This is a genomic window from Bacillus sp. 1735sda2 (genome assembly GCF_024159245.1).
Taxonomy (GTDB): domain Bacteria; phylum Bacillota; class Bacilli; order Bacillales; family Bacillaceae; genus Bacillus; species Bacillus pumilus_O.
In genome coordinates, this window is record NZ_JAMYWZ010000001.1 from 2,700,201 (window position 1) to 2,724,457 (window position 24,257).

25 protein-coding genes, 1 tRNA gene, 2 pseudogenes and 1 riboswitch are annotated in these 24,257 nt (G+C 40.6%); of the genes and pseudogenes, 5 read left to right on the top strand and 23 right to left on the bottom strand.

All coding sequences use genetic code 11. From position 1 onward, the window contains the following. Positions 1–55: 55 nt before the first annotated feature. The 3 genes from NKR21_RS14075 (at position 56) to NKR21_RS14085 (ending at position 2,317) form a co-directional block, all read left to right on the top strand. Positions 56–244, top strand: coding sequence for a hypothetical protein (locus tag NKR21_RS14075; protein ID WP_144455708.1), 189 nt, complete (start codon positions 56–58; stop codon positions 242–244). Between the two features lie 170 nt (positions 245–414). Then, positions 415–1,962, top strand: coding sequence for a T7SS effector LXG polymorphic toxin (locus NKR21_RS14080; RefSeq protein ID WP_144455706.1), 1,548 nt, complete (start codon positions 415–417; stop codon positions 1,960–1,962). A gap of 16 nt (positions 1,963–1,978) precedes the next feature. Next, positions 1,979–2,317: a hypothetical protein gene (locus NKR21_RS14085; protein ID WP_144455704.1), complete on the top strand. Its 339-nt coding sequence runs from the start codon at positions 1,979–1,981 to the stop codon at positions 2,315–2,317. A 557-nt stretch (positions 2,318–2,874) separates the two neighbouring features. Here the strand turns inward: NKR21_RS14085 and NKR21_RS14090 are convergent. The 15 genes and pseudogenes from NKR21_RS14090 to NKR21_RS14155 all read right to left on the bottom strand — a co-directional run bounded on the left by NKR21_RS14090 (position 2,875) and on the right by NKR21_RS14155 (position 13,278). Then, positions 2,875–3,231, bottom strand: a pseudogene (locus tag NKR21_RS14090) (HNH endonuclease signature motif containing protein). A 41-nt stretch (positions 3,232–3,272) separates the two neighbouring features. Continuing rightward, on the bottom strand, positions 3,273–3,755 hold the full coding sequence (locus NKR21_RS14095; RefSeq protein ID WP_144455702.1) for a hypothetical protein: 483 nt from the start codon (positions 3,753–3,755) through the stop codon (positions 3,273–3,275). Positions 3,756–3,895: 140 nt separating this feature from the next. Continuing rightward, the gene (locus tag NKR21_RS14100; RefSeq protein WP_253602541.1) at positions 3,896–4,285 is read right to left on the bottom strand and encodes a hypothetical protein; all 390 of its coding nucleotides are present in this window, start codon (positions 4,283–4,285) and stop codon (positions 3,896–3,898) included. Between the two features lie 328 nt (positions 4,286–4,613). Next, positions 4,614–4,721 (bottom strand): annotated as a pseudogene (locus NKR21_RS21290) (DUF4145 domain-containing protein); the annotation flags it as partial. Between the two features lie 45 nt (positions 4,722–4,766). Then, entirely contained in the window at positions 4,767–5,234 is a 468-nt protein-coding gene (locus tag NKR21_RS14105) for a DUF4944 domain-containing protein (RefSeq protein ID WP_144455698.1), read from the bottom strand. Positions 5,235–5,714: 480 nt separating this feature from the next. Continuing rightward, positions 5,715–5,788 (bottom strand) — tRNA-Arg (locus NKR21_RS14110). Between the two features lie 121 nt (positions 5,789–5,909). Continuing rightward, positions 5,910–6,434, bottom strand: a complete 525-nt coding sequence (locus tag NKR21_RS14115; protein WP_144455696.1) for a YfcE family phosphodiesterase — start codon at positions 6,432–6,434, stop codon at positions 5,910–5,912. Positions 6,435–6,448: 14 nt separating this feature from the next. Further along, a complete protein-coding gene (locus NKR21_RS14120) occupies positions 6,449–7,051 on the bottom strand; it encodes an XTP/dITP diphosphatase (RefSeq protein ID WP_186299624.1) in 603 nt (200 codons plus the stop codon). Between the two features lie 10 nt (positions 7,052–7,061). Next, complete coding sequence (gene rph / locus NKR21_RS14125; protein WP_058014504.1) at positions 7,062–7,790, bottom strand: ribonuclease PH; 729 nt, start codon at positions 7,788–7,790, stop codon at positions 7,062–7,064. Between the two features lie 150 nt (positions 7,791–7,940). Further along, a complete protein-coding gene (locus NKR21_RS14130; protein ID WP_012010810.1) occupies positions 7,941–9,002 on the bottom strand; it encodes a GerMN domain-containing protein in 1,062 nt (353 codons plus the stop codon). A 101-nt stretch (positions 9,003–9,103) separates the two neighbouring features. After that, positions 9,104–9,922 (bottom strand): glutamate racemase, encoded by an 819-nt coding sequence (gene racE / locus NKR21_RS14135; protein WP_144455692.1) that lies wholly within the window; start codon positions 9,920–9,922, stop codon positions 9,104–9,106. Between the two features lie 7 nt (positions 9,923–9,929). After that, complete coding sequence (locus NKR21_RS14140; protein ID WP_007501606.1) at positions 9,930–10,370, bottom strand: MarR family winged helix-turn-helix transcriptional regulator; 441 nt, start codon at positions 10,368–10,370, stop codon at positions 9,930–9,932. Between the two features lie 148 nt (positions 10,371–10,518). Further along, complete coding sequence (gerE, locus tag NKR21_RS14145) at positions 10,519–10,743, bottom strand: spore germination transcription factor GerE (RefSeq protein ID WP_003184172.1); 225 nt, start codon at positions 10,741–10,743, stop codon at positions 10,519–10,521. A gap of 205 nt (positions 10,744–10,948) precedes the next feature. Beyond that, a complete protein-coding gene (locus tag NKR21_RS14150; protein WP_144455592.1) occupies positions 10,949–12,265 on the bottom strand; it encodes a CitMHS family transporter in 1,317 nt (438 codons plus the stop codon). Positions 12,266–12,417: 152 nt separating this feature from the next. Further along, a complete protein-coding gene (locus NKR21_RS14155) occupies positions 12,418–13,278 on the bottom strand; it encodes a LysR family transcriptional regulator (protein ID WP_088002276.1) in 861 nt (286 codons plus the stop codon). 135 nt (positions 13,279–13,413) lie between these two features. On the opposite strand from NKR21_RS14155, the gene NKR21_RS14160 reads away from it, so the two are divergent. Further along, a complete protein-coding gene (locus NKR21_RS14160) occupies positions 13,414–14,544 on the top strand; it encodes a 2-methylaconitate cis-trans isomerase PrpF family protein (RefSeq protein WP_144455590.1) in 1,131 nt (376 codons plus the stop codon). 225 nt (positions 14,545–14,769) lie between these two features. Here NKR21_RS14160 and NKR21_RS14165 read toward each other — a convergent pair whose 3' ends face one another. From NKR21_RS14165 to NKR21_RS14185, 5 genes are all read right to left on the bottom strand, one after another. Then, positions 14,770–15,489, bottom strand: coding sequence for a biotin--[acetyl-CoA-carboxylase] ligase (locus tag NKR21_RS14165; RefSeq protein ID WP_144455588.1), 720 nt, complete (start codon positions 15,487–15,489; stop codon positions 14,770–14,772). Positions 15,490–15,567: 78 nt separating this feature from the next. Next, positions 15,568–16,029, bottom strand: coding sequence for an acyl-CoA thioesterase (locus NKR21_RS14170; protein WP_003216642.1), 462 nt, complete (start codon positions 16,027–16,029; stop codon positions 15,568–15,570). Between the two features lie 120 nt (positions 16,030–16,149). Beyond that, a complete protein-coding gene (gene sdhB / locus NKR21_RS14175; RefSeq protein ID WP_144455586.1) occupies positions 16,150–16,914 on the bottom strand; it encodes a succinate dehydrogenase iron-sulfur subunit in 765 nt (254 codons plus the stop codon). Position 16,915: 1 nt separating this feature from the next. Continuing rightward, complete coding sequence (gene sdhA / locus NKR21_RS14180; RefSeq protein ID WP_012010817.1) at positions 16,916–18,676, bottom strand: succinate dehydrogenase flavoprotein subunit; 1,761 nt, start codon at positions 18,674–18,676, stop codon at positions 16,916–16,918. Positions 18,677–18,713: 37 nt separating this feature from the next. After that, positions 18,714–19,322, bottom strand: a complete 609-nt coding sequence (locus NKR21_RS14185) for a succinate dehydrogenase cytochrome b558 subunit (protein ID WP_012010818.1) — start codon at positions 19,320–19,322, stop codon at positions 18,714–18,716. Positions 19,323–19,602: 280 nt separating this feature from the next. Here NKR21_RS14185 and NKR21_RS14190 point away from each other — a divergent pair, with 280 nt between their 5' ends. Next, complete coding sequence (locus NKR21_RS14190; protein WP_024423214.1) at positions 19,603–20,046, top strand: YslB family protein; 444 nt, start codon at positions 19,603–19,605, stop codon at positions 20,044–20,046. A gap of 167 nt (positions 20,047–20,213) precedes the next feature. Here NKR21_RS14190 and NKR21_RS14195 read toward each other — a convergent pair whose 3' ends face one another. The 3 genes from NKR21_RS14195 to trxA all read right to left on the bottom strand — a co-directional run bounded on the left by NKR21_RS14195 (position 20,214) and on the right by trxA (position 24,052). Then, positions 20,214–21,443 carry an aspartate kinase gene (locus NKR21_RS14195; RefSeq protein ID WP_144455584.1) on the bottom strand — a complete coding sequence of 410 codons (1,230 nt, stop codon included), beginning with the start codon at positions 21,441–21,443 and terminating at the stop codon, positions 20,214–20,216. A gap of 141 nt (positions 21,444–21,584) precedes the next feature. Beyond that, positions 21,585–21,762: riboswitch (Lysine riboswitch) on the bottom strand. A gap of 63 nt (positions 21,763–21,825) precedes the next feature. Further along, the gene (gene uvrC, locus NKR21_RS14200; RefSeq protein ID WP_088001958.1) at positions 21,826–23,598 is read right to left on the bottom strand and encodes an excinuclease ABC subunit UvrC; all 1,773 of its coding nucleotides are present in this window, start codon (positions 23,596–23,598) and stop codon (positions 21,826–21,828) included. A 139-nt stretch (positions 23,599–23,737) separates the two neighbouring features. Further along, complete coding sequence (trxA, locus tag NKR21_RS14205; protein ID WP_003216330.1) at positions 23,738–24,052, bottom strand: thioredoxin; 315 nt, start codon at positions 24,050–24,052, stop codon at positions 23,738–23,740. Positions 24,053–24,257 lie beyond the last annotated feature (205 nt).

Consider the following 24,257-nt stretch of genomic DNA (forward strand, 5'->3'; position numbering starts at 1 on the left):
ATATGTTAAAATCAACTAAAATATCTATTTAATGGATCAACCAGGAGGTCATTAAGTGTCACAGCCAAGCACGCCATCCAAAATGTTATTAATTACTTTACCCGGCGCTATTATTGCCCATGTAATGATCCTAGGGAAAATTGATACACCTGTAACAAATGTTTTATTTTATATTGTGGCTTTCAGTGTGATAGGTTTAGTTGTTTCAAGCTTAGTAAAAGACTACAAAAAAAAGAAAAATTAACTCCTCTTCTTGGGAGCTGTCGTTTATGCAGCTCCTTTTTTTATGTGAACTCTCTCAAAGTTCTAAATGAAAGCAAAAACAACTTGCACGGACAGAACAAGCGTTAACACCATGGTGAAAATAGACAAAGCAATTGCTAAGAGTACTAACAGAAAGTAAAGGAGAATGGAATGAAAACCATTGACGTCTTTGAGTTGAAGAATGGAATTGACCAAACGCTGAACAAGTTGAAGCAGCAATCACAGAATGTGAAATCCCTAGAAAAACAAATCAATCAAATCATCTCCTTAGATAGCGCATTAAAGGGAGAAGCTGGACAAGCGATAAAAGATTTTTATATGGAGTGTCATATTCCCTTTTTGCAATTCTTTCAGATCGTCATTGAAGAATACAGCGGTGCGCTAAAAAAGACAAAACAGGCACTTCATGCTTTTGAATCAAACCCGAATGGTTTTATCTCTCAATCATTCATTGAACAAGAGCTTGACCAAGGGTTAAAAAAAGCCGAACGGACCATTTCTGATATCGTATCAGATGTGAATCAAGCCATTGGCAGAGTAAACCATATTGTGCATTTGCCTCATGTAGACGAATCTACTTTCCAACAAAGCTATCAGAAAGCATGGCTTGAGACGTCCAAAACCATTGGTCTACTTCATGCATTTGACAGAGAACAAACAAGTGCACTAAATGAAACAAAAAGTGCCCTTCACACAATGAAGCAATACATAGATACTTTAAGCAAGATGTTCACTGGTCCGAAAATTGAAATTACCAGTTATCAAAAAGGCTCTATCTTCAAAGATGGAAAAGAAGAAAAAATCAGCAGTAACATCAGCGGATTGAATAAAAAAATAGACGACCCTAAAGAAAATCCAATGACGATCATGCTGAACAAGCTGAATGATAAAGAGCAATCGAATGTGGATACTCTTGTGAAGAAGAAACCCTCTAATAAAATCAATCAAAACGCCGTGTTCGTAAATGGAAAAGTATATAATACAAATGAAAAGATTGACTTCGCAAATGCCAAAACAGTTGAAGTTATTCGAGATGGAATGCTCTATCGGTTACGAATAACGGATCAAAACAAAGTGAATATTGAAAGCATCACAAAGATTTCCGACTTGAAACAAACCTCAAACATCTTATATACAGCAGTTGAATTTACAGGAATAAATGATGCCATTCGAGTCATCACAGGAAGAGACCCTGTAACAGGTGACAAAGTCGCTGACATGGACCGTCTAGTATCAAGCTTGTACATGATACCCGGAGCTAAAATCGCTAAAGTAGGAAAATACGTATTTAAAATAATGAAAGGAGAGAAAGGATCTAAGAAGATTGTCAAAACACCTTCCTTCGGCAAACACTCCGTACCAAAAGGTCCGTATCGTGAAGTAAATGGTTTCCCTGTAAAAGTAAAACCAGGCGCTCAAGAAAAACATATTTCTGATGCACCTAACTATAAACAGGAGATAGCTAATGGAAAGAAAAAAAGCATCTTTTACGGGGACAATAAAAAAGCACAAGAATTGCTTGATAAACATGCTGGTACAGGACACATCCCATCAAAAGGAAGAGAAGTTGTTAAGTTTGATCAAAAAATAGGTAAAGCATATGACTTAGAAACTGGAAAGTATATAGAAACCGATAGAGGAACAATACATTACTCAAAAGATGGCGCTCATATAGTTCCAACAAAACCAATACCATAGAAAAGGATTGATACTCTTGGGATATAACTCTTTAATCAAAATATTAAATAAATATGGTGCCAACGAATTGCGTTTAGAATGGAAAAACGGATTACAGATTATTGGAAAACCAGATGCACTCTATGAAACAGATAATGGACTAGAAGACGACGATAAAAATTATACAGAATATTACGCAGTTGCCTTTATTGTGAAGGACATCATTGCCCACCCTTCTCATAATGAAGGAAGAGTATGTGATTGGGTAATACAAGAAGGAAATTCTTATGTGGAAATTTCCCTTTATGATGATCCACCTAAGTCTGTATATTTAGTAGACGGTCAAAAATTATGGGAATTTGACAGCGATGAATAACATTGAAAAGCCCCTCCGTGTCGGAAGGGCTTTCTTTTACTTCTGTTTTACTTCAACATATTTTGAAGCAGCTGTGATGTAATAACCTGATTTCTGCTTGTACATTTTTGCTTCATTGACTGTGAATGCTCCACCCGACTTTACTTCTTTGTACTTTGCTGACCAATTCGGCTTATCGTAGATACATAACCATTCATAGCTATTCAGGCTTAGGGAATTTCCCAAAATGTTGAGGAAGAAGCGGTCTACGGCAAACCGTTTCTAGGGATTTAAGGGGGCCTTCAACTTCAATGCGAAGCTGATTCATGTCTCTTTCTAAATCTGCTCGTATCGAATCTATTTTCTTATAATGTTGATCAAGTAGGATTTTGTTCCTCGTCATAAGAATAGCAGTGTATAGCTTACTGATTTTGTTTTGTTGCCTTCTGTTTTCCGCGTTTGTAAAGTAAGATGTGTACCTAGCCTTACAACCCGGACATACTCCACGACCGACCTTCATAATCCTAGAACAGAATTTAATTATGAAGATTGTTCTGCATTGATCACATATGCATTTTTTATAATTCATTTCCAAACCATCCATCTTCTTTAGCGGTCTTCCTACTGTGACAGGACGCACACAGCGGCTGCCAGTTAGAAGAATCCCAAAATAGTTTTTTATCTCCCTTATGCGGTTTGATATGATCCACTACTGTAGCAGCAATCCATTTGCCTTGTAACATGCAAGACTGACACAACGGATGCTTTGCTAAATAACCTACGAGCTTTACGCCATCGGCTGTTATACCAACGGCGAGACGATGATTCACGGAACAGATCATATAAAGGCTTCGATGTCTTGTGCTGCTCACAATATTCTTTTCGGGTTAGTTGGGGACATCGGGCTCATTGCATGGTTTCAATGACTTTCTCATTAGAGTTCACCTCCAAACAAAAAAGCACCCTTAATAGGGTGCTAAAAAGATATATGATATTTTTTTAATGTTGATTTAGCTTCTTCGATTTTATCTTGATAAGAACCTAAGATGCGATCCTGGATATCCAATGTTTCTAACAAGCTCTCTAACAGTGTTTCAAACGAATGCACTGATAAAAAATTACTTAATACAATATTCGGTTTAGATATCTCATTAGAGTATATGTTGTATCCATTGATAAATCCATTAGAGCTTAGAACATAATATTCATTAATATCCTTATCTACTCCAACTACTGGGCCTTCATATGAATGAAATTGCAATTTTTTGTTGTTAAATGCGAACTTTTCACCTCTAAAATGATCTATTAAAGGCTTAATTTCTTTTAAGATTCTCTGTACTTCATTAGTCTGAATATCTATTAAAGACTCATATTCCTCCTTTTTAGAATTAATTTTTTTATTCTTGATTTTCAGTTTCTCTTTTACAAGTTGGATTTTTTCTGTTATTTGTTCACTCATGAAAATCCCCTCCCAACTTTATATCGACAAGAAATAGGTAATTAGAACCTTTCTCAAATTTTGTCGAACGAAAAGCAACCTATGTTATGGAAGCCGCTCTCAATTTATTACCTAATACCATATTCCATTTCTTATATTAATCAAGTATTAACTTGCTGCTTTACTACTTTATCATAATTCTCTATACACTCTTCCAATAAAACCAAGGTCGCATATAACCTTCCAATGGATTTAATCCGTCTTTGATAAGCCCAAATCCAAAAACCAATCAAAATCAAGAAAGTCAAACCAACACTTGATAACAAATATTGAATTGAAGGTATAAAACCTTGTAGAGAGTTCATCAACTCTTCAGGATTAATATCTTTACTATCTAAATATTTACAAAAGAAATTCATAAAAATTGATACTATTGCCATTCCTGTTGACGACATAACAGTTATCATAACAAGTATTATTGAGAAAGGTTGATTGTATAAAGTTTGAGTATCTTTCTCTACTTCTATAGAAGCCTCAATTCTTTTTAACATCCTGTTTAAATCATCCTTATCATGATCTAAGATAATGTCATTTTGTAATTTTACATCTTCGTCGAAAGTAGTTTTAATTATTTTTTATAAATTTTTTTATAACGACCTTTTAAATATGTTGTAACACCTTTAGATTCTCCAAGTTTCCTATTCATATATAGTCACCTCAGATGATATATCGACCTATCATTTGTAAAATTTTATTATTTGCAAATTTTGTCGAACGAAAAGCGACCCCCGTAATAGAAGCCGCTCTCAGACAAAATGCTTTGCCAAGATCGTGCCAAAAGTGTGCCATTTATACAGTGTCTAAATCTCAACCTCAAATTCATAGACTGATCTCAACAATTTCTAAAAAATTAATTATTTTTTCAGCATCTTCCCTTGAAGATTTCTGTGTTTCATGAGCTGCTTCATTCCCGTTTTCCCTAACTGCATCAAGCCATTTCGTAGACTAGTAAGTCTGCTCTTAGCAAAAGTTCTATTTATTAAAAATTATAATGTTTTTTTCTTCTATTTTTATATTAGATGATGATTTAGAATCTTTATTTTCCCATTCTATTTCCAAATTCAGGTTTTGTCCTTTTAAATTCTCTTCTGGCATAAAATCAAATGTCGTTAGATGGTCTGGAGCATTTCCAGATGTATCTGCGGAGTATTCTGCTAATACGTAATTATCATTTTCTTTGTATACTTCTCCATCTACTTTTAGTCTTAATTTTTTTATTACTATTTCTTTCTCTATGTTTTTCTTTCCTTTCCAATAAAGCTCCAAATAATAATTTGGACCAATAGTTGTTTTGTCACTTTTCGTTAGTTCTGCTTTCCAAAATCCATCTTTACTTTCTCCAATGAATTTTGGATAATTGCTTTTTGCATAGAGTATTATACATATAGTGGTGATTAAGAGAATACTTATTGATGAAATAATGACTTTTTTACTTTTCATGTTTTTCTCCTTAAAGTTTCATTTGAATTACCAAAATAAATACAATTATACCAAAATTCATTCGATTTATTAGGTGCCAATTTATTTCTCGTCCTTATGTAAAGAAATTTGGCCCTAGACATATTAATAATTAATAGTTGCAAGAAGTGAAAGAATCTTAGTGTACTTATTCTAATAAACAAAATTCGTACATCGTTTCGCCCATTGCGTCTTTAGTTGTTTTTTCTCCCAACGACATATTGCTTTCTTACATCCTTCACTCTCAATTGAAGTATATCGGATACACTTGGCACAAATTGATGCCGGCGACACAAGCAGTCACCCTTCAAGAGCTTGTTTGATAAAAAACAGTGAACGAAATACTTAAGAACAAATCCGCTCCCAAAACCCTAATTTGCAGCGATAAACAATCTTATGTTCCCAGAAACAAAAAAGCCTGAAATCCTTTCATATCAAGGATTTCAGGCTTTTAATTTAATACGTCCCAGGAGAGATTCGAACTCCCGACCGACGCCTTAGAAGGGCGTTGCTCTATCCAGCTGAGCTACTGGGACATGTTGTTATGTAATGTGCTATGGTGTATTACCTCAGCGACAATATTTATTATATTACTATTGTTCTTTAAAGTCAACGGTTTTTCGAAAGTTTTTTTCATAAGGGGCAAATGCTGCACCCTTATGAAATACTTTCCAATGTGACAGTGTTTTCGAGGTCTTGTATGGCTTGACCTTCGTCTGTGAAAAATTGTACGTTCGCTTCACTTCCATCTAGTGTCAGTATAGCATAGCTGCGCTCTTTGCGCACTCTTGGCAGGTGCACGCTGCCTGGGTTAATAAGCAGTTTTCCTCTTAGCAGTTCACTGCCTGGGATGTGCGAGTGACCAAAGCAGATGATGTCTGCGCCTAGCTCTTCTGCACGGTAGTAGACTTGAAGCAAGGATTGTTTGATGCCATGCAGATGTCCGTGAGTAAGAAATAGTTTTCCGCCTCCATCCAGTGGGAGCAGGAGCTCTTCTTCAAAATCGCCCATAAAGTCACAATTTCCTTTGACGACCTTGTATCCTTCGAGTGCTGGGTGGTTCGTTTCGAGTTCTGAATCTCCGCAGTGAATCATCATGTCGACTTCAGCCGCGTGCCTTTTGGCGATCATTTGAAGTTCGTCTGTGAGTCCATGACTGTCACTAATGATGAGTATCTTCATGGCTTCATTCCCCCTTATTCATTTGCGTCTAGCAGTGATGAAAGCTTTTGAAGCGCGACCGCTCGATGGCTGATCTTATTTTTCTCCTCTGGTGATAATTCGGCCATTGTCTGGTCTTTGTCTTTGACGATGAAAATCGGGTCATATCCGAAGCCATTTTCGCCGATTGGTTCCTCTGCGATAAAGCCTTCTACTGATCCTTCTACCGTTTTTGTTTCTTTGCCTGGTATGCTGACAGCCAGGGCACATCTGAATCTAGCTGTGCGGTCTTCTTTTTCAATGCCTTGAAGTTCTCTGAGCACTTTTTCTACATTCTCAGCATCATTCTTATGCTCTCCAGCGTATCTCGCTGAATAGACGCCAGGTTTTCCGCCAAGATAATCAATCGATAAACCGGAATCGTCTGCAATGACCATTTCACCCGCTTTGGCTTGAATCGCCTCGGCTTTGATGACGGCATTTTCTTCGAAGGTATGTCCTGTTTCTTCAATTTCTTCAGTAAAGCCGATGTCTGCTAGTGTTTTGACCGTGAATCCTTTTGGCTCAAGAATGGCTTTGAATTCTTTCGCTTTGCCCGCATTGTGCGTTGCAATGATGGCTGTTTTCATCCTGATCAAACCCTTCTTTTTATTCGATGACTTCTCCTGTCACTGCTTTTTGCTTTTCAATTAGTTCTTTGATGCCCTTTTCGGCTAAATCAAGCAGTCCGTTTAGCTGTTCTCTTGAGAATGTCGCTTCTTCGCCTGTGCCTTGAAGTTCAACAAAGCGTCCAGCGCCTGTCATGATGACATTCATATCTACTTCAGCTGAAGAATCTTCTTCATAATTTAAATCTAACAGAAGACCTTGCTGAGAATCAATTCCGACGGATATCGCCGCTAAATAATCAGTGATCGGGTTTTGTTTGATGACACCTTCTGCTCGGAGCTTTTGAATCGCAAGCGTCATGGCAACAAAAGCACCTGTAATGGATGCTGTGCGTGTGCCGCCATCTGCTTGAATGACATCACAGTCAATCCAAATCGTGCGTTCGCCAAGCTTTTCTAAGTCAACGACTGCACGGAGTGCTCGTCCAATTAATCGCTGAATTTCCATTGTACGTCCTGTCACTTTGCCTTTAGATGATTCTCTAATGGTTCTTTGAGCGGTTGCTCTTGGAAGCATGCTATATTCTGCTGTAATCCAGCCTTTTCCTTCTCCTCTTAAAAAAGGAGGTACGCGGTCTTCGATGGATGCGTTACAAATCACCTTCGTATTGCCCGCTGAGATTAAGACAGAGCCTTCTGGATGCGTAATGTAGCCTGCCTCTATTTCAATTTTTCTTAATTCGTCATAGTGTCTTTCATCTAATCTCATGATTTACCTCCGTTACAATATACATTCCGCGCGTATGCCAGCGGGTTCTTCTACTAACTTTGACAACCTCGGCTCGTTCTAATCGCTTGGAATAAAAAAGAGGCAGCGAATATGCATGCCTCTTTTTCTCCATTATATCAATGTGTGCCGTTAAAAACTACCTGTATTCACTTGTTCTGGTCTTGAAACTGGCTTTGTCAGCTCTGTTCCTTTTTCGTTCACAAGTTCAGCCTTGCCGTTTACCTTAACGGATACGCTTTTGACGTCCGGTAGCTCTGTTAATGTGAGCACAATGCTATCAAGAACTTTTTGTGAAATCACCTTTTTCTTTTCATCCGCGCTGCCAAAAATGGATTCGTTGAAATCAAGTGTCACATGTCCGTCTTTTACTTTCGGGATATCATTCAGCTTAACATCTTGATCAAAGTCTGTGAGTAAATGGCTTTTTTTGCTTGGTCCAGAGACGAGCTCATCAATGGCTGCTGTAATTTGATCATCCTCGTCTTTTGGCGCCCTTTTGGTCACAGGAACATAATACGTCTGTTCATCAGATTCAGCTAAGTAATAAACCGTCACAGGCTTTGTCGATGTCATATCAGCGGCAACCTCATGCTGAATATTAATACCATCTTCTCTGCTTAAATCATCTGAAATCGGTGTACCATTCACAGGCATTTCTTTTAATTCATGACCATTCATTTTCAATTTGACTTTGGCGACAGAATCAAACTGTGTTAACGTCCAAGTGACCGATTGAAGGATACGCTGTTCATCTTCTTTTTTATAGTTTTTGAATTCATTTGAAAAATCCACTACGGCTGTTCCGTCTTTAATGTCGACAGATACGTTCGTGTCAGCCGGCAAAACAGCCCGGAATCCATTTGGCATGAGATTCGAAATCGGTCCTCCGTCTACGAGATATTCAAGGGTTTGTTTGGCACTTCCTTCATTTTTCGGTAGTGGAATGGATTGAGAGACGACATACCCGTTTTTATCAATTAAATATAATTCTCTCATGACTGTATCTGCCTTCTTCTCTTCTTTTCCTTCTTTGGCTGTTTGTTTATCTTCTTTATTATCTTTCACATATGTGACGTTTTGTGGCGGGTCAATCTCTGTTTTCGCTTGGTCTGTTTGAAACAATCCGCATCCTGACAAAAGCATGGCTGACGCGATACACGTCACAGCTGCTGTAGATCCTTTTTTCAGCATACTTCACCCTCCTCTAGTAGTTTGTACTACTATGTATACGAGCTCCCTCTACGGATTAGACCCTTTTCATAAAAAAATAACCCACCTCAAGAAGAAGGGGGTTATTGCTGATAGACATGTTCGAGTGATACGGTTTCGACTTTTCCTGGCAGATAGCCAAACCAGTCACGAGCGATGTTTTCAAAATTTTGCTGTTGCCCTGTTGTATAAAATGTATGAACAGGCGCTTCTTGAGAAGTGTTTAACAGTCCTTTATAGGAAAGAATTGTACTCGCTTCTCTAGCTGTCTCATCTCCTGATGAAATGATGCTGACATCACTGCCCATAAAGCGCTGAATTGACTCTTTTAAAATCGGATAGTGCGTGCAGCCAAGAATGAGTGTATCAATTCCTGTTTCTTTCATCGGTTCAAGGGAATCTTTCACCACTTCATCTGCTGTCTGATCTAAAAATGTACCACTTTCCACAAATGGGACAAGCAGCGGACATGCCAGACTTTGAACCGCTAGTCCTGCTTTTAGGGATAGCAAAGCTTCTTTGTATGCCTTGCTTTTGATCGTATTGGCCGTACCAATGACACCAATCTGCTGATTGTTTGTCACCTTGATGGCTGTGCGAGCACCAGGCTGAATCACGCCAATGACCGGAATATCGAGTGTTGCTTTGATTTCATCTAGTGCGATCGCCGTTGCTGTGTTGCATGCGATGACGAGCATTTTAATATGGTGATGTCTTAATAAGTAGTGTGCCATTTCCCAAGTATATTGAAGAACCTCTTCTTCTTTCCGAGGACCATACGGGCACCGTTTTGTATCGCCTACGTAAATGATTTTTTCTTTTGGTAGTTGTCTCATGATTTCCTTTGCAACGGTTAAACCGCCGACGCCGGAATCAATGACGCCGATTGGTTGATCCAACAAAATCGCCTCATTTTCTTTTCATTTGCTGCTGTAGTTTCGTTAAGGATTGATTGAAAACGATGGCTTCTTCTTCTGAGAAAGCCCCTAGAAGTTCACTGACGTATTCTTGGCGTTTGACAATCACTTCTTGAATGATCCGCTCGCCTTCAGGCAATAAATGAATGCGAACCACGCGGCGGTCAGAAGGATCTTTTACTCGTTCGACAAGTTCACTTTTTTCCATTCGATCAATTAAGTCGGTGGTTGTACTGCAAGCCAAATACATCTTTTGTGATAGCTCACCTATTGTCATATCTCCGAATTCATAAAGCCACTGAAGCCCTACAAATTGAGGAGGTGTAATCGTATATTGATTCAGGATTTCTCTGCCTTTTTGCTTAATAATTGCCGCAATATGGCGCAATGATTTTTCAATCTCTGCTACATGGCCAGACTCATTCGTTTCCATTTCATTGATACCTCACTATAGCATCTCACTTTAATTAAAACGTACATTCCTATTTTCCTCGTTTTTCAGAGAAAATGCAAGAAGAGACTCATGGAACCATATAGAAATAACCGGTTCCTCCCTAGTGTGGAAGGAAAACCGGCTGACTTTAGAGCTCTAGCTCACCCATACGCAGAAGCTCGACTACGGCCTGTGAACGACCTTTGACTCCTAGCTTTTGCATGGCATTCGAAATGTGGTTCCGAACAGTCTTTTCGCTAATAAAAAGCTCGCTTGCAATTTCTTTTGTTGTTTTATCTTGGACGAGCAATTCGAATACTTCTCTTTCTCTTTTGGTTAATAGCGGCTTGGATTGAAACTCTTTCTCCTTCAAGTATTGTAACCCTCCTTGCTAAGGTGAGAGCTCTAGTCTCTATAGAATGGGATTCTGTATAGTCGAGATATCATATGCCGGTTGCCCGAGGTAGGTGACGTTAAAATCGAGAATTCCCGCATATGAGCGTCCATTTTGTGCGCTTTTATCCGCGCAAAAAAGGACGAGTCTCCTACCCGAGACATCGTCCTTTTTATACACATATTTAAAAGATAGAAATGGCACCTGTTAACAAAGCGATCAATGTTGTAAAAAGGGCAGTTAACACGGTCCATAGCAGGGCGTACCTTTGCAAATCGCCAATATCTTTGTTCAGCATACTGACAAGAAGAAGCGTTGAAGCCACAAGAGGGCTTAGCAAGTGGACAGGCTGTCCTATAATAGAAGCGCGCGCAATCTCCACCGGATCAATCCCGTATGCAGCGCCGGCTTCCGCCAAAATTGGCAACACCCCGAAATAATAAGCATCATTTGAAAGAACAAAGGTAAATGGCATACTCGTTAAAGCGACAATGAGTGGAAAGAATGAGCTGTGGGAATCCGGAATCATGTAGATGACCAAGTTAGCAATAGACTCCACCATTTTTGTCCCTGAAAAAATGCCTGTGAAAATTCCAGCTGCAAACACAAGGGTAATGACCGTTAAGGCATTTCCGGCATGTGATAAAATTCTCTCACGCTGATCTTCAACCTTTGGATAGTTGATCATGAGCGCGATGACAAACCCAATGAGAAAGAGAACTGGAATCGGTACGATATCTAACACAAGTGTCACCATAACCGCCATCGTCAGGAAGAAGTTCACCCAAATGAGGTTCGGTCTCTTTATGTCTTCTACGCCATCTTCGATTGACGCTGCCAGCTCAGGGGAGATCTGATACTCTTCTTTATACTGAATCTCTGCAACACCAATTCGCTTCCGCTCTTTTTTCCCGAGCACATAGGCAGTAAAAAGGATGAATAGACCGCCTGCTACCATCGTTGGGAGTAATGGAATAAAAAATTCAGCGGCATCCAAGCCAAGCGCAGCAATTGCTCGAGTAGCTGGGCCACCCCACGGGGTCATACCGCTCATAATTCCTAATGATAATAATGAAATCGTTCCTAAAATCAGCGGATTCATCCCAATTCTTAAGAAAAGCGGCAGTAAAGCGGATACGGTAATCATGTACGTTGTCGTCCCATCACCATCTAATGCAACAAGCATAGACAAAACCGCTACCCCAAACGCAATTTTGACAGGATCCCCTTTCACAAGACGTAAAATGAGTTTAATCAGTGGATCAAATAGCCCTGCATCCAGCATGACACCGAAGAATAAAATCGCAAATAGCAATAAAGCGGCAGATGGTGCAACCGTTTTGAGTCCATCGAGCATCATATCCCCTAGCCCACTGTAAAACCCACCAATCAATGCAAAGATGATCGGTACAACGGTTAACGCTACCACCGGATGCATTCGTTTTGTCATAATAAGAAATGTAAATGTCACGACCATTAAGAGCCCTAAAATAGCTAGCACTATATATCCCTCCATCCTCTTTTTACACGATCAACAAGCGCCCCTTTTCACTTGTGATCTGAATGTTAGCGCTTTCTATTTCAAGGATATAATAGCTTTTTTCATAATGAAAATATTGATTTTTTCGTATATTCTATAAATTATTTTTATAATCAACCTTGCCGGCTTCTTAAAAATTCGATGAATGCTTTCACAACAGACAAATGAAGGGAGTCAGGCTGGTACATAAGCCATGTATCTCTTAAAACAGGCTGTCCATCTTTATACGAAAGACCTTTTACAAAAAGCTCATCACTTGGTCTGAGGCAAATCTCTGGGACAATGGCATAGCCTAAACCATGCTTGACCATCTCTTTTGATGTATCTTGGCGGTCTGTCTCCATCGTCACAAGCGGAGGCATAGCAAACGTTTCCTGCCACCATCTGTTAATCAATCGTTTTAATGAACTATCTGTATGATAATCAATGAGCGGCAGCTTCGGAAGGTCCTTTAGCTGAATTTCTGATTTTGAAATGATACAAAGCCGCTCTTTATCAAGTAAAAACCGCTCTCCATTCCAGTCATAATCCCCTCTTAAAATCCCTAAATGGACACTTGATGTGCCTAATAAATCCATGACTTTAGTGCTCCAGCCTGTATTGACCATAAATTGGACGTGTGGATACTGCTTAGAAAATTCTCTTAAAATTTCTGGGAGCTTATATTGAGCAAAGTTACTTGATACCCCTAACCGGATTGTTCCTTTGACCTTTTTTTGCATGTTGAGCATGCCATCTTTCGTTTGCTGGAGCTGCTTGAGCATGTCATTTGCGTATTTAGCCAAGTACTCGCCCTCTGACGTAAATTCAATCCCTCGTTTTCTTTTAAAGAAAAGCTTCATATCAAACTCCTCTTCAAGCTGCTTCAATCGATAACTTAAGGCAGGCTGAGAGACAAATAATTTTTCCGCTGCTTTTGTAATGTTCTTCTCTTCATATAACACCTTTAAAAACCGCCAGTCTTTTTCATCCATTGTGTACCCTCCTTTTGCCCTTGTTATAAAAATTTTTTATCATTTTCTCTCAAAATAATGTATTTAACTTATTTCTTATTATACTTTACCATTTTGATTAGATAAACAGTTCATTAAAAATTGAGGGTGAGAGCAATGAGAAAAGTTCCAATCACAATAATGCGAGGCGGTACAAGCAAAGGGGTATTCATTCAAGCAAACGATGCTCCCTATGAACACGATGAGCTCGAGGCATTTCTTTTAGACATTATGGGCAGTCCTGACCGGCTGCAGGTCGATGGGATAGGCGGCGGTAATTCTTTAACAAGCAAAGTAGCCATTATCGATAAAACCACACGTCCAGATGTGGATGTGAACTATACGTTTGCACAAGTCAGCATCAATGAGAGATATGTCGATTTTAAAGGAAACTGCGGGAATATCTCATCAGCGGTTGGACCTTACGCCATCATTAAAGGACTTGTTCAAGCGGTTGAGCCCATTACGACTGTACGTATCCTCAATACCAACACGAATAAAGTCATTGTAGCAGAGATTGAGGTTGAAAACGGTGAAGTAAAATTTGAGGGAGATGTAGAAATTCCAGGAGTAAAAGGGACAGGATCTCCCATCTATCTATCCTTTGAAAAACCTGAAGGTGCTGTGACAGGTAAAACCTTTCCGACAGGAAACCGCATGGATACGATTCAAACAAAATTCGGAGAAATTCCGATCTCGATCGTTGACATCGCAAATCCCATTGCCTTTCTCCGAGCGAAGGATCTTCATTTAAAAGGAACCGAATTGCCTGAGGAGTTTACAGACGCATTACTGAATGATTTAGAAGAGATTCGTTCTATTGCTGCTGAAATGTGTCACTTTGCGCCAAGAGACATGGCGACATTACAGTCACCAGCTGTTCCGAAGCTTGCGATCATTAGTGAGCCTGCTGATTATATCGATACAAACGGGGTGCTGAGACGAGCAGCCGATATGGATATCGTCGTACGCATGTTATCGATGCAAAGACCACACCAAGCGCTTGCCATTACCGGCTCTGTCTGCGTATCAGCCAGCTGTTTTATGGAACATACGCTTCCTGCACAGCTTTATGATGGACAGCATGATACGCTTCGAATTGGGCATCCAGCCGGGATTATGCAAACGGACATTGACGTGTCTCAAAACAGAGTCAAAGTCATTCGAACCGCAAGAGAAATTCTAGACGGGGTTGTCTTTACGAAACAAGATTATATTGTGCAGCCTCACATTAAAAGAGAAGCCTAAAGCAGACGAGAACATCGTCTGCTCAGATTGTTGACAAAGGGCTAAAATGATCTTGATTTTAGCCCTTTGTCTTCTTTTCAGCGTGATAGAAAACCTTTGCAATCTAGGAAGGACGAGTACTGGCGCGGAGCGAATTTGACATTCGTGAGCACCAGCACGCAGGACTGACACCGAATGCGAGGGTTTGTCTACACGCTGAGCAGACGAGAACATCGTCTGCTTTTTTTAATGTTGAAGCGGGGCATCAATATCTCCCGCAGAATGAGCTTTGATCTGTCCTTTATCATCTTTTAGCTGAAGATGACCAAAGCGGTTAACACCGCAGCAAATGCCTTCTTCCCATGTTTGTTTTTCACGATCTAACGAAATGCGAAGCGGCTTGTTGAGACGATATAACCGTTTGTTATAAAGGGCAGTGAGTGCTTCAAGCCCTTCATTCTGCCAGCGTGAATGGTATTTTTCAAAAGCCGCTGCCAGGTCTTTCACTAGCTGATCAGCTTTCACCTCTGTCAGCTCTGATAAGCAAATCGTTTTGTACGGGACATGCTCCGGCTTCGTCTGTACATTGATGCCGACACCGATATAAATGGCGCTGCGGTCTGCTTCAATTAATGTGCCGGATACCTTTGCTTCATTAATGAGAATATCATTCGGCCATTTGATCGCCAGCTGATCCTCCGCTCTTATGAGTGGTTTCAGCACATCATAGATTGCTAGTGCTGTCAGCGGGGCGATCGTTGATTGAGTGGAGAGTTCTTCTGGTGGCATGACTGTCATGGTTACCGCCACATTTCCTAAAGGTGTTTCCCACGGCCTGCCAAGTCTGCCTCTACCTGCTGTCTGCTGGCGTGCATAGACAGCAAATGAGGGCTTTTCTCCTTGCTGCATAAGCCTTTTCGCTTCATTATTTGTACTATCAATGGTGTCATATTGAAAAATCTTCATGTGTTCTCCTCTTGTTTCTTCTTGATATGGTGCTTTTATTATAACAAAATGAAGCGTGTACGTTGATCAGACAGCATGCTACTCATTTCGCTGCGCCTGAAATGTCTCTTTCTCGTCTTCCGTAAATGGGACAGATGTGCCTGTGTCTTTACTAATTTGCACCATGGTGACTGAGCCTGTAAAGCATGGCTCCTGCTGTTCATTTTCTCCTAAATAATGAAGAATGAGTGAGCTTGAGCCGACCTTCTCAGGCTTGACATACACACGAAGCCTCTCTCCAATCTCTACCTGCTTGATGTAATCACATTGCAGGTTAGCGACGACTGTCATGGTTTCTCTCACACGTTTCATCCGTTTATCAACAATGCCTGTTTTTTGAAAAAAGGCAATGCGCGCCTCTTCAAAATACACAAAAGGGGTAACATTGTTCATATGGCCAAACATATCCGTTTCTGAAAAACGAACAGTCGTTTCGACATAAAATCGAAAGGACGCCCTCCACTCTTCAAACGGTTCTTCAATATATGACGGCAATCTCACTTGATCATCTCCTTAATTGGAACAAAACGCCTCTCCCATATCGGAAGAGGCGTTTGTTTAAATATTGCATCCAGCCTCTAAAACACTCATCATGATTGGCAAAGAGGACTGAATGTGATGTTATTCTGCGTGATCGCTTCCGAAGAAATTACGGAATGCTTGTAAAGTTGTATCTCGATTAAGTGCAGCAATTGATGTTGTCAGCGGGATTCCTTTCGGACAAGACTGCACACAGTTTTGGGAGTTCCCGCAGTTCGCAAGGCCACCGTCCCCCATAATTTCTTCTAGACGGTCAGACTTATTCATCGCACCTGTCGGATGTGCGTTAAATAGACGAACTTGCGAAAGCGGTGCAGGTCCCATAAAGGAAGACTTATCATTCACGTTTGGACAAGCTTCAAGGCAGACGCCACATGTCATACATTTCGAAAGCTCGTATGCCCATTGACGTTTTTTCTCAGGCATTCTTGGTCCTGGACCAAGATCATACGTGCCATCGATCGGTACCCATGCTTTCACCTTTTTCAAGGAATTGAACATCCGGCTTCTATCAACCTGCAAATCTCTTACAACCGGGAATGTCTTCATCGGCTGAAGACGAATCGGCTGGTCTAATTGATCAATAAGAGCTGTACATGATTGACGCGGCTTTCCATTAATGACCATAGAACAAGCTCCGCACACCTCTTCAAGACAGTTCATATCCCAGTTGATCGCCGTTGTTTTTTCCCCTTGTTTATTGACTGGGTTCCGTCTAATTTCCATGAGTGCGGAAATGACGTTCATATTTGGGCGGTAAGGGATTTCGAATTCTTCATCATAAGGCTTTCCATCTGCTGTATCTTGACGTGTGATTATGAATTGAATCTTGTTTTTTTCACTCATCTTATTTCTCCACCTTTTTCTTCGAGTAATCTCGTTTACGAGGTGCAATTAACGATACATCGACGTCCTCATAGTGGAATGCAGGCTTTTGATTTTTTCCTTTGAACGTAGCCATCGTTGTTTTTAGGAATTCTTCATCGTTTCTCTCTGGGAAGTCCGGTTTGTAGTGTGCGCCTCGGCTTTCATTCCTGTTGTAAGCCCCGATCGTAATGACTCTTGCCAGTTGAAGCATATTGTCAAGCTGACGTGTGAAGGCAGCGCCTTGGTTGCTCCATGAAGCGGTATCATTGATGTTGATCTGTTTGTAGCGCTCCATTAGTTCTTCGATCTTCTGATCTGTTTTTAAGAGTTTGTCATTGTAACGAACGACTGTGACGTTATCCGTCATCCATTCTCCAAGCTCTTTATGAAGCACGTACGCATTTTCTGTTCCGTCCATGCTCAGAATGTTGTCCCATTTCTCCTGCTCTTTCTTCACAGCACTGTCGAATGTTGCAGAAGATAGGTCTTCCGCAGACTTTTCAAGACCGCTAATGTACTTCACAGCATTTGGTCCAGCGACCATTCCGCCGTAAATGGCTGAAAGCAGTGAGTTTGCACCAAGTCTGTTTCCGCCGTGCATAGAGTAATCACATTCTCCGGCAGCGAATAGACCTTTGATATTTGTCATTTGATCATAATCAACCCATAATCCGCCCATTGAGTAATGAACAGCAGGGAAAATTTTCATTGGAAGCTTACGCGGGTCATCACCCATGAATTTTTCATAGATTTCAATGATGCCGCCAAGTTTAATATCAAGTTCTTTCGGATCTTTATGAGAAAGATCGAGATATACCATGTTCTCTCCGTTGATGCCAAGCTTTTGCTCGACACATACGTCGAAAATTTCACGCGTTGCGATATCACGCGGTACAAGGTTTCCGTATGCTGGATATTTTTCCTCTAGGAAATACCAAGGCTTCCCGTCTTTATATGTCCAAACACGTCCGCCTTCACCACGAGCCGACTCACTCATGAGACGAAGCTTGTCATCTCCAGGGATCGCTGTTGGGTGAATTTGAATGAATTCTCCATTTGCGTAATGAGCCCCTTGCTGATAGACGATGGATGCAGCAGATCCAGTGTTGATCATGGAGTTCGTTGATTTTCCGAACACGATTCCAGGACCGCCTGTTGCCATGATCACTGCATCTGAACGGAAGGATTCAATTTCCATTGTCGTCAAGTTCTGAGCGACAATGCCTCGGCATACTTCCTCGTCATCTAACACAGCGCCAAGGAATTCCCAGCCTTCATATTTCGTGACAAGTCCTGCTACTTCATAGCGGCGAACCTGCTCATCAAGTGCATATAATAACTGCTGACCTGTTGTAGCTCCAGCAAATGCTGTACGGTGGTGCTGTGTTCCCCCGAAGCGGCGGAAGTCCAATAACCCCTCTGGTGTTCTGTTAAACATCACACCCATCCGATCAAGTAAGTGGATAATGGACGGTGCTGCTTCACACATTGCCTTTACTGGCGGCTGGTTGGCTAAGAAGTCTCCACCATATACCGTGTCATCAAAATGCTCATAAGGTGAATCCCCTTCACCTTTTGTATTTACCGCTCCGTTGATTCCGCCCTGTGCACATACGGAATGCGAACGTTTTACAGGTACGATTGAAAATAGTTTAACAGCTGTTCCCGCTTCTGCTGCTTTAATAGTTGCCATGAGACCAGCTAAGCCGCCTCCGACAACGATGATGCTAGAATTACTCATTGTAGCCCCTCTCCCTCTTCTACTAATCTATTTCCTCTTAAACAAAAGCGAAAATTGCTCTTAGCCCTACATATGAAAGCGCTATAAATATACCTAATGTCACATATGTGGAGATTCTTTGTGAGCGTGGTGAAACAGTAATTCCCCAGCTGACAGCAAATGACCACAAGCCATTAGCAAAGTGGAAAATAGTAGATAAAACGCCGACAATATAGAAGCCTAGCATAAATGGAGAGCTTAAAATATTCGCCATCATGTCATAGTTCACTTCAGCTCCAAGCTGCGCTTGAATTCGTGTTTCCCATACGTGCCAACTGACAAAAATCAATGTGATGATACCTGAAATCCTTTGCAGTCTGAACAACCAGTTTCTTAAGTAACTGAAGCGAGACGTGTTGTTTTGTGCCGTAAAGGCTATGTACACCCCATAAACAGCATGATAGATCAGTGGTAAGAAAATCACGAACAGCTCAAGTGCATATCTGAATGGAAGCTGTTCCATAAAGTGTGCAGCTTTGTTAAACGCCTCTGGTCCACTCGTCGCAAAATGGTTCACAACTAAGTGCTGAATTAAAAATAGACCGACCGGAATGACGCCAAGCAAAGAATGCAATCTCCGATAAAAAAATTCTTTGTTCCCCGACATTACTTTACCCCCTAATAAAAAGTGCAATTGCTGAAAATTGTCTTACCCCCGCTTCTTTCAATTGTAAGCACTTTATTCAAATTTATTGACAATTTCATTTTACTCCTATGTCAAAAAAGCGTCAAGAAACCGCGTACATAAATTAAAATTTTCCGAAATTTAAAAGTTTTAAATCAAAATTCGTTTTACTACAATAAGAATTTCTTAGACTTCAGGGAAAACTCTGTCATCATATGCTCACATAAGCTATAATAAATTGTTGAAAGAGGGGAGCCGTACAATGAATAAATTCGAATCTAACTTAGAACAGCTAAAAGAAATTGAAGTCAATGGATTTGCCTACGAGCTGATACGCGAAGTTCTGCTGCCTGATATTCTTGGTCAGGATCATTCATCTATGATGTATTTTGCGGGTAAGCTACTTGCTCGTAAATTTCCTCAAGAGTCATGGGAGAAGATCCCCGAATTTTTCCATGATGCCGGTTGGGGAACTCTCACGATGGTCCATTCGAAAAAACAGGAAATTGAGTTTGAGCTCGAAGGTCCACTTGTATCAAATCGACTCACCTATCAAAAGGAGCCTTGCTTTCAGATGGAAGCAGGTTTTATTGCTGAACAAATCCAGCTTCTCAACGAGCATGTGGCTGAATCTTATGAACAAGTGAAAAAGCGTGCTGAAAAAGTCATTTTAACCGTTAAATGGGATTTAAGAGACCCTAGCTAACACTCTTTATGAAAGGCGCGGACTTTAGGTCACGCCTTTTTTGTTTGCCTTCTTCTATCATAGCATACTTAGTGAATATGTTTACGCACGTTTTCCTTTGTTGAATGCGGCGGTTTCGAATATAAAAAAGAGGTGCACTCTTTCATGAGATACACCTCCTTTTTGTTTTAAGAATGGGCAGCTACCTTTGATAAATCAAACGCATCATGCAGTGCTTCTACTGCTTTGACCATATCGTCACGGCCAACCACTGTTGAGACTTTGATTTCAGACGTACTGACCATTTTCACTTGTATGTCTTTTTCCGCTAACACAGCGAACATTTCTGCGGCTACGCCTGGATTTGAGACCATACCAGATCCAACGATAGATACTTTGGCTAATTTGCTTTCTGTCTCGATCTGTTCATAGCCAAGTGCTCCTTTATATTCTTCTAACACTTCAACTGTTTTAGACAAATCATCCGTTTTCACAGAGAAAGAGATCGACGTCTGATTGGTGCTTGTGACGGACTGAATGATGATATCCACATTGATATTTTGTTTCGCAAGTGTCGTAAAGATGGTCGACAATGTGGTGAGACCGCTTGAAAGACCGCATACCGTCACGCGTGTAATCTGATCCTCAAATGCAATGCCTCTGACGACTAAATTTTGTTCCATGGATGATTCCTCCTCAATTAACGTACCTGATTCATTTTCAATACTAGAACGGACTTCTAGGGGGACTTGATAATTTTTCGCAAATTCGACAGCTCTCGGATGCAAGACGCCAGCTCCTAAATTAGCCAGTTCGAGCATCTCATCGTATGAAATACCTGCAAGTTTTCGCGCCGCTGGTACATAACGCGGATCTGTTGTAAACACACCTGGAACGTCTGTGTAAATATCACATTTATCCGCTTTTAGTGCAGCAGCAAGTGCCACAGCTGTTGTATCTGATCCACCACGTCCAAGCGTTGTGATATGCAAATCATCTGCGATGCCTTGGAAGCCTGCTACGACAACCACTTTCCCAGCATTTAATTCCTCTTTTACTCTTGATTCATCAATATCGACGATTCTTGCGTTACCATGTACTTGCTCTGTTTTCATACCAGCCTGCCAGCCTGTAAAGGAAATGGCATCATAGCCTTTTGCTTGTAGCGCCATCGTTAATAAGGAAATGGTCACTTGCTCTCCAGTTGCGAGCAGCATATCTATTTCTCTGTTGCTCGGATGATCTGTGAGTTCTTTCGCTAGGTCTACTAGAACATCCGTTGATTTACCCATTGCCGACACAACCACAACCACATCATGTCCAGCCTTGCGTTCAGCGATGACCCTTTCTGCAGCATTGCGAATTTTTTCTGTTGATCCAACAGACGTTCCGCCAAATTTTTGTACAATTAATCCCATGTCTACCACCCTTTTTCAAAAGATCACGTGTGAGAGAAGAGGCAAGAAGCGGCTTTGGAGATTGCCCGCTCACTGCAAATAAAAAAAGCAATGAGAGAACAGATCTCCCATTGCTTTATAATCATCATCAAACGATGCAAACAATGAGATAGCCCTCCAAGAAATAAATTCTTGACAGCCCTACATTTCTTCAATGTACAGCCAGCGAATAAAATGAGTGGATTTTATTCACTTCGGCGACGCTCCCCTTTCAGCCCTCTTCCTAGATCCCATCGATCTCTGAAGGCTTACTCTTGAAGTTCGCACCTCTATCTTCAACAAACAACACGTTCATTTATTAAATTTAGTCACAATCTTAACAGACTTTTTGAAAAAGTACAATCTATTTTTTTAAAGCTTCTATTAAAAGCTCGGCCGTTTGTTTCGGGATGCCAGCCTCTTGAAAGTCTTCGATCGTGGCTTCTTTCATCTTTTTCACGGAGCCAAAATGTTTAAGCAATTGTTTTTTACGCTTTTCTCCGATACCTGGCACATCGTCTAGAATAGATTGAAATGCATTTTTTCCGCGCAGCTGCCTGTGAAAGCTAATTGCGAACCGGTGCACTTCATCTTGAATGCGCTGCAATAAATAGAAGGCTTGGCTATTCCGCTCAAGTGCAACAATTTCAAGTGTATCGCCCATCATCAGATTGGAAGTCCGGTGCTTTTCATCTTTGACTAGACCTGCTACTGGAACAGACAGATTCAACTCATTTTCAAGGACATCTATCGCTGCATTGATCTGTCCCTTTCCACCGTCAATTAAAATCAAATCTGGTAGCGGAAGCTCATCCTTTAACACGCGAGTATATCGCCTTCTAATGACTTCACGCATCGATGCATAATCATCTGGACCTGTGACGGTTTTAATTTTGTATTTTCGGTATTCCTTTTTATACGGCTTCCCGTCCTGAAAAACGACCATGGCAGAAACTGGGTCAGCACCTTGAATATTCGAGTTATCAAAAGCCTCAATCCGGTAAGGCATATAAATATTTAGTGCATCTCCAAGCTGCTTCACCGCACCAATTGAGCGCTCTTCATCACGCTCAATGAGCGAAAATTTTTCTTTTAAAGCGATTTTGGCATTTTGATGGGCTAGTAAAAGCAAGTCCTTTTTCTTTCCTTTTTTCGGCTGATGAACGTTCGTCTCAAGCAATTGTTCAATCATCTCTTGATCTACGCTATCTGGCACCAAAATTTCCTTCGGTAGAAAGTGGTTGTTCTTTGCATAAAATTGCCCCATAAACGTGAGAAACTCTTCCTCAGGATCTTGATACATAGGAAACAGGCTAACGTCGCGTTCAATCAATTTTCCCTGCCTGATGAAGAAGACTTGGACACACATCCAGCCCTTGTCATAGGCATATGCAAAAACATCTCGATCTGATAAATCGCTCATCGTCATTTTCTGTTTTTCCATCGTAGAGTCAATGTAAGCGATTTGATCTCTCAGTTCTTTTGCCCGTTCAAACTCTAGTTGTTCGGCAGCTTCCTGCATTTTTTCGGTGAGTTCTTTTTTTATTTGCTGGTGTCCTCCGTTTAGAAACCTTATGATTTCATCCACGAGCTGCTTATTCGTTTCTTCAGAAATGTCATACACACATGGCGCAAGACATTGTCCAAGATGATAATAGAGACAGACGCGGTCAGGGAGGGTGGCACATTTTCTGAGAGGATATAAACGGTCGAGCAGTTTTTTTGTTTCACGTGCTGCCTGTACGTTCGGGTATGGTCCGAAATATTTCCCTTTGTCCTTTTTTACATGACGGGTGACGATCAATTTAGGATGCCGTTCATTCGTAATTTTAATAAAAGGATACGTTTTGTCATCCTTGAGCATGACATTGTATTTTGGGTCGTATTTTTTGATTAAATTCAGCTCTAAAATGAGTGCCTCGATATTAGAAGAGGTGACAATGTATTCAAAGTCTTCAATTTCACTGACAAGTCGCTGCGTTTTGGCGTCATGAGATCCAGTGAAATAAGAGCGTACTCTATTTTTTAAGATCTTTGCCTTTCCCACATAAATGACTGTATTTTGTCGATCTTTCATTAAATAGCAGCCAGGTTGATCTGGCAAGACCGATAGCTTTTCTTTGATCAGTTTGTTCATATTTTCATCCGTCCTTGTTTTCCTCTTTCACTCCTTCTAGTGTATCACGAACATTTGTTTTATACCATATTGAAAGAAAAGCGGCTCTCGTCTTTACGAGAACCGCTTCAGTGAGTATGCCGCTTGGGCATAGACAGGTTTATAGATGTTTGTTAACAAGCTCAGCAAGTGCTTCTTTTGGTTTGAAACCAACAGAAGTTTCTACCACTTCGCCGTCTTTTAAAACAAGAAGTGTTGGGATACTCATTACGCCGTATTTACCAGCAGTTTCTTGGTTATCATCTACATCAATTTTTACAATTTTCATTTTATCGCCCATTTCTTGATCAAGTTCTTCAAGAACTGGAGCAATCATTTTACAAGGTCCGCACCATGGTGCCCAAAAGTCCGCAATAACAACACCTTCTGCAGTTTCTTGTGAAAATGTTGCGTCAGTAGCTTTTACGATTGCCATTATTCATTCCTCCAATGTAAATTATGCTTTTTAGTATAGCATCTACCAATGTGACTTGCGAATGAAATGCTTACGAATCATTTTTGATGAAATGAATTAAAAAACAAACCGCACAATCGCACCAATGACAACAATTGCACCGATAATCATGAGAATCGTTCTAAGCATATCAATAACTCCCTTTCCGCTTTGTTTACAATGTATG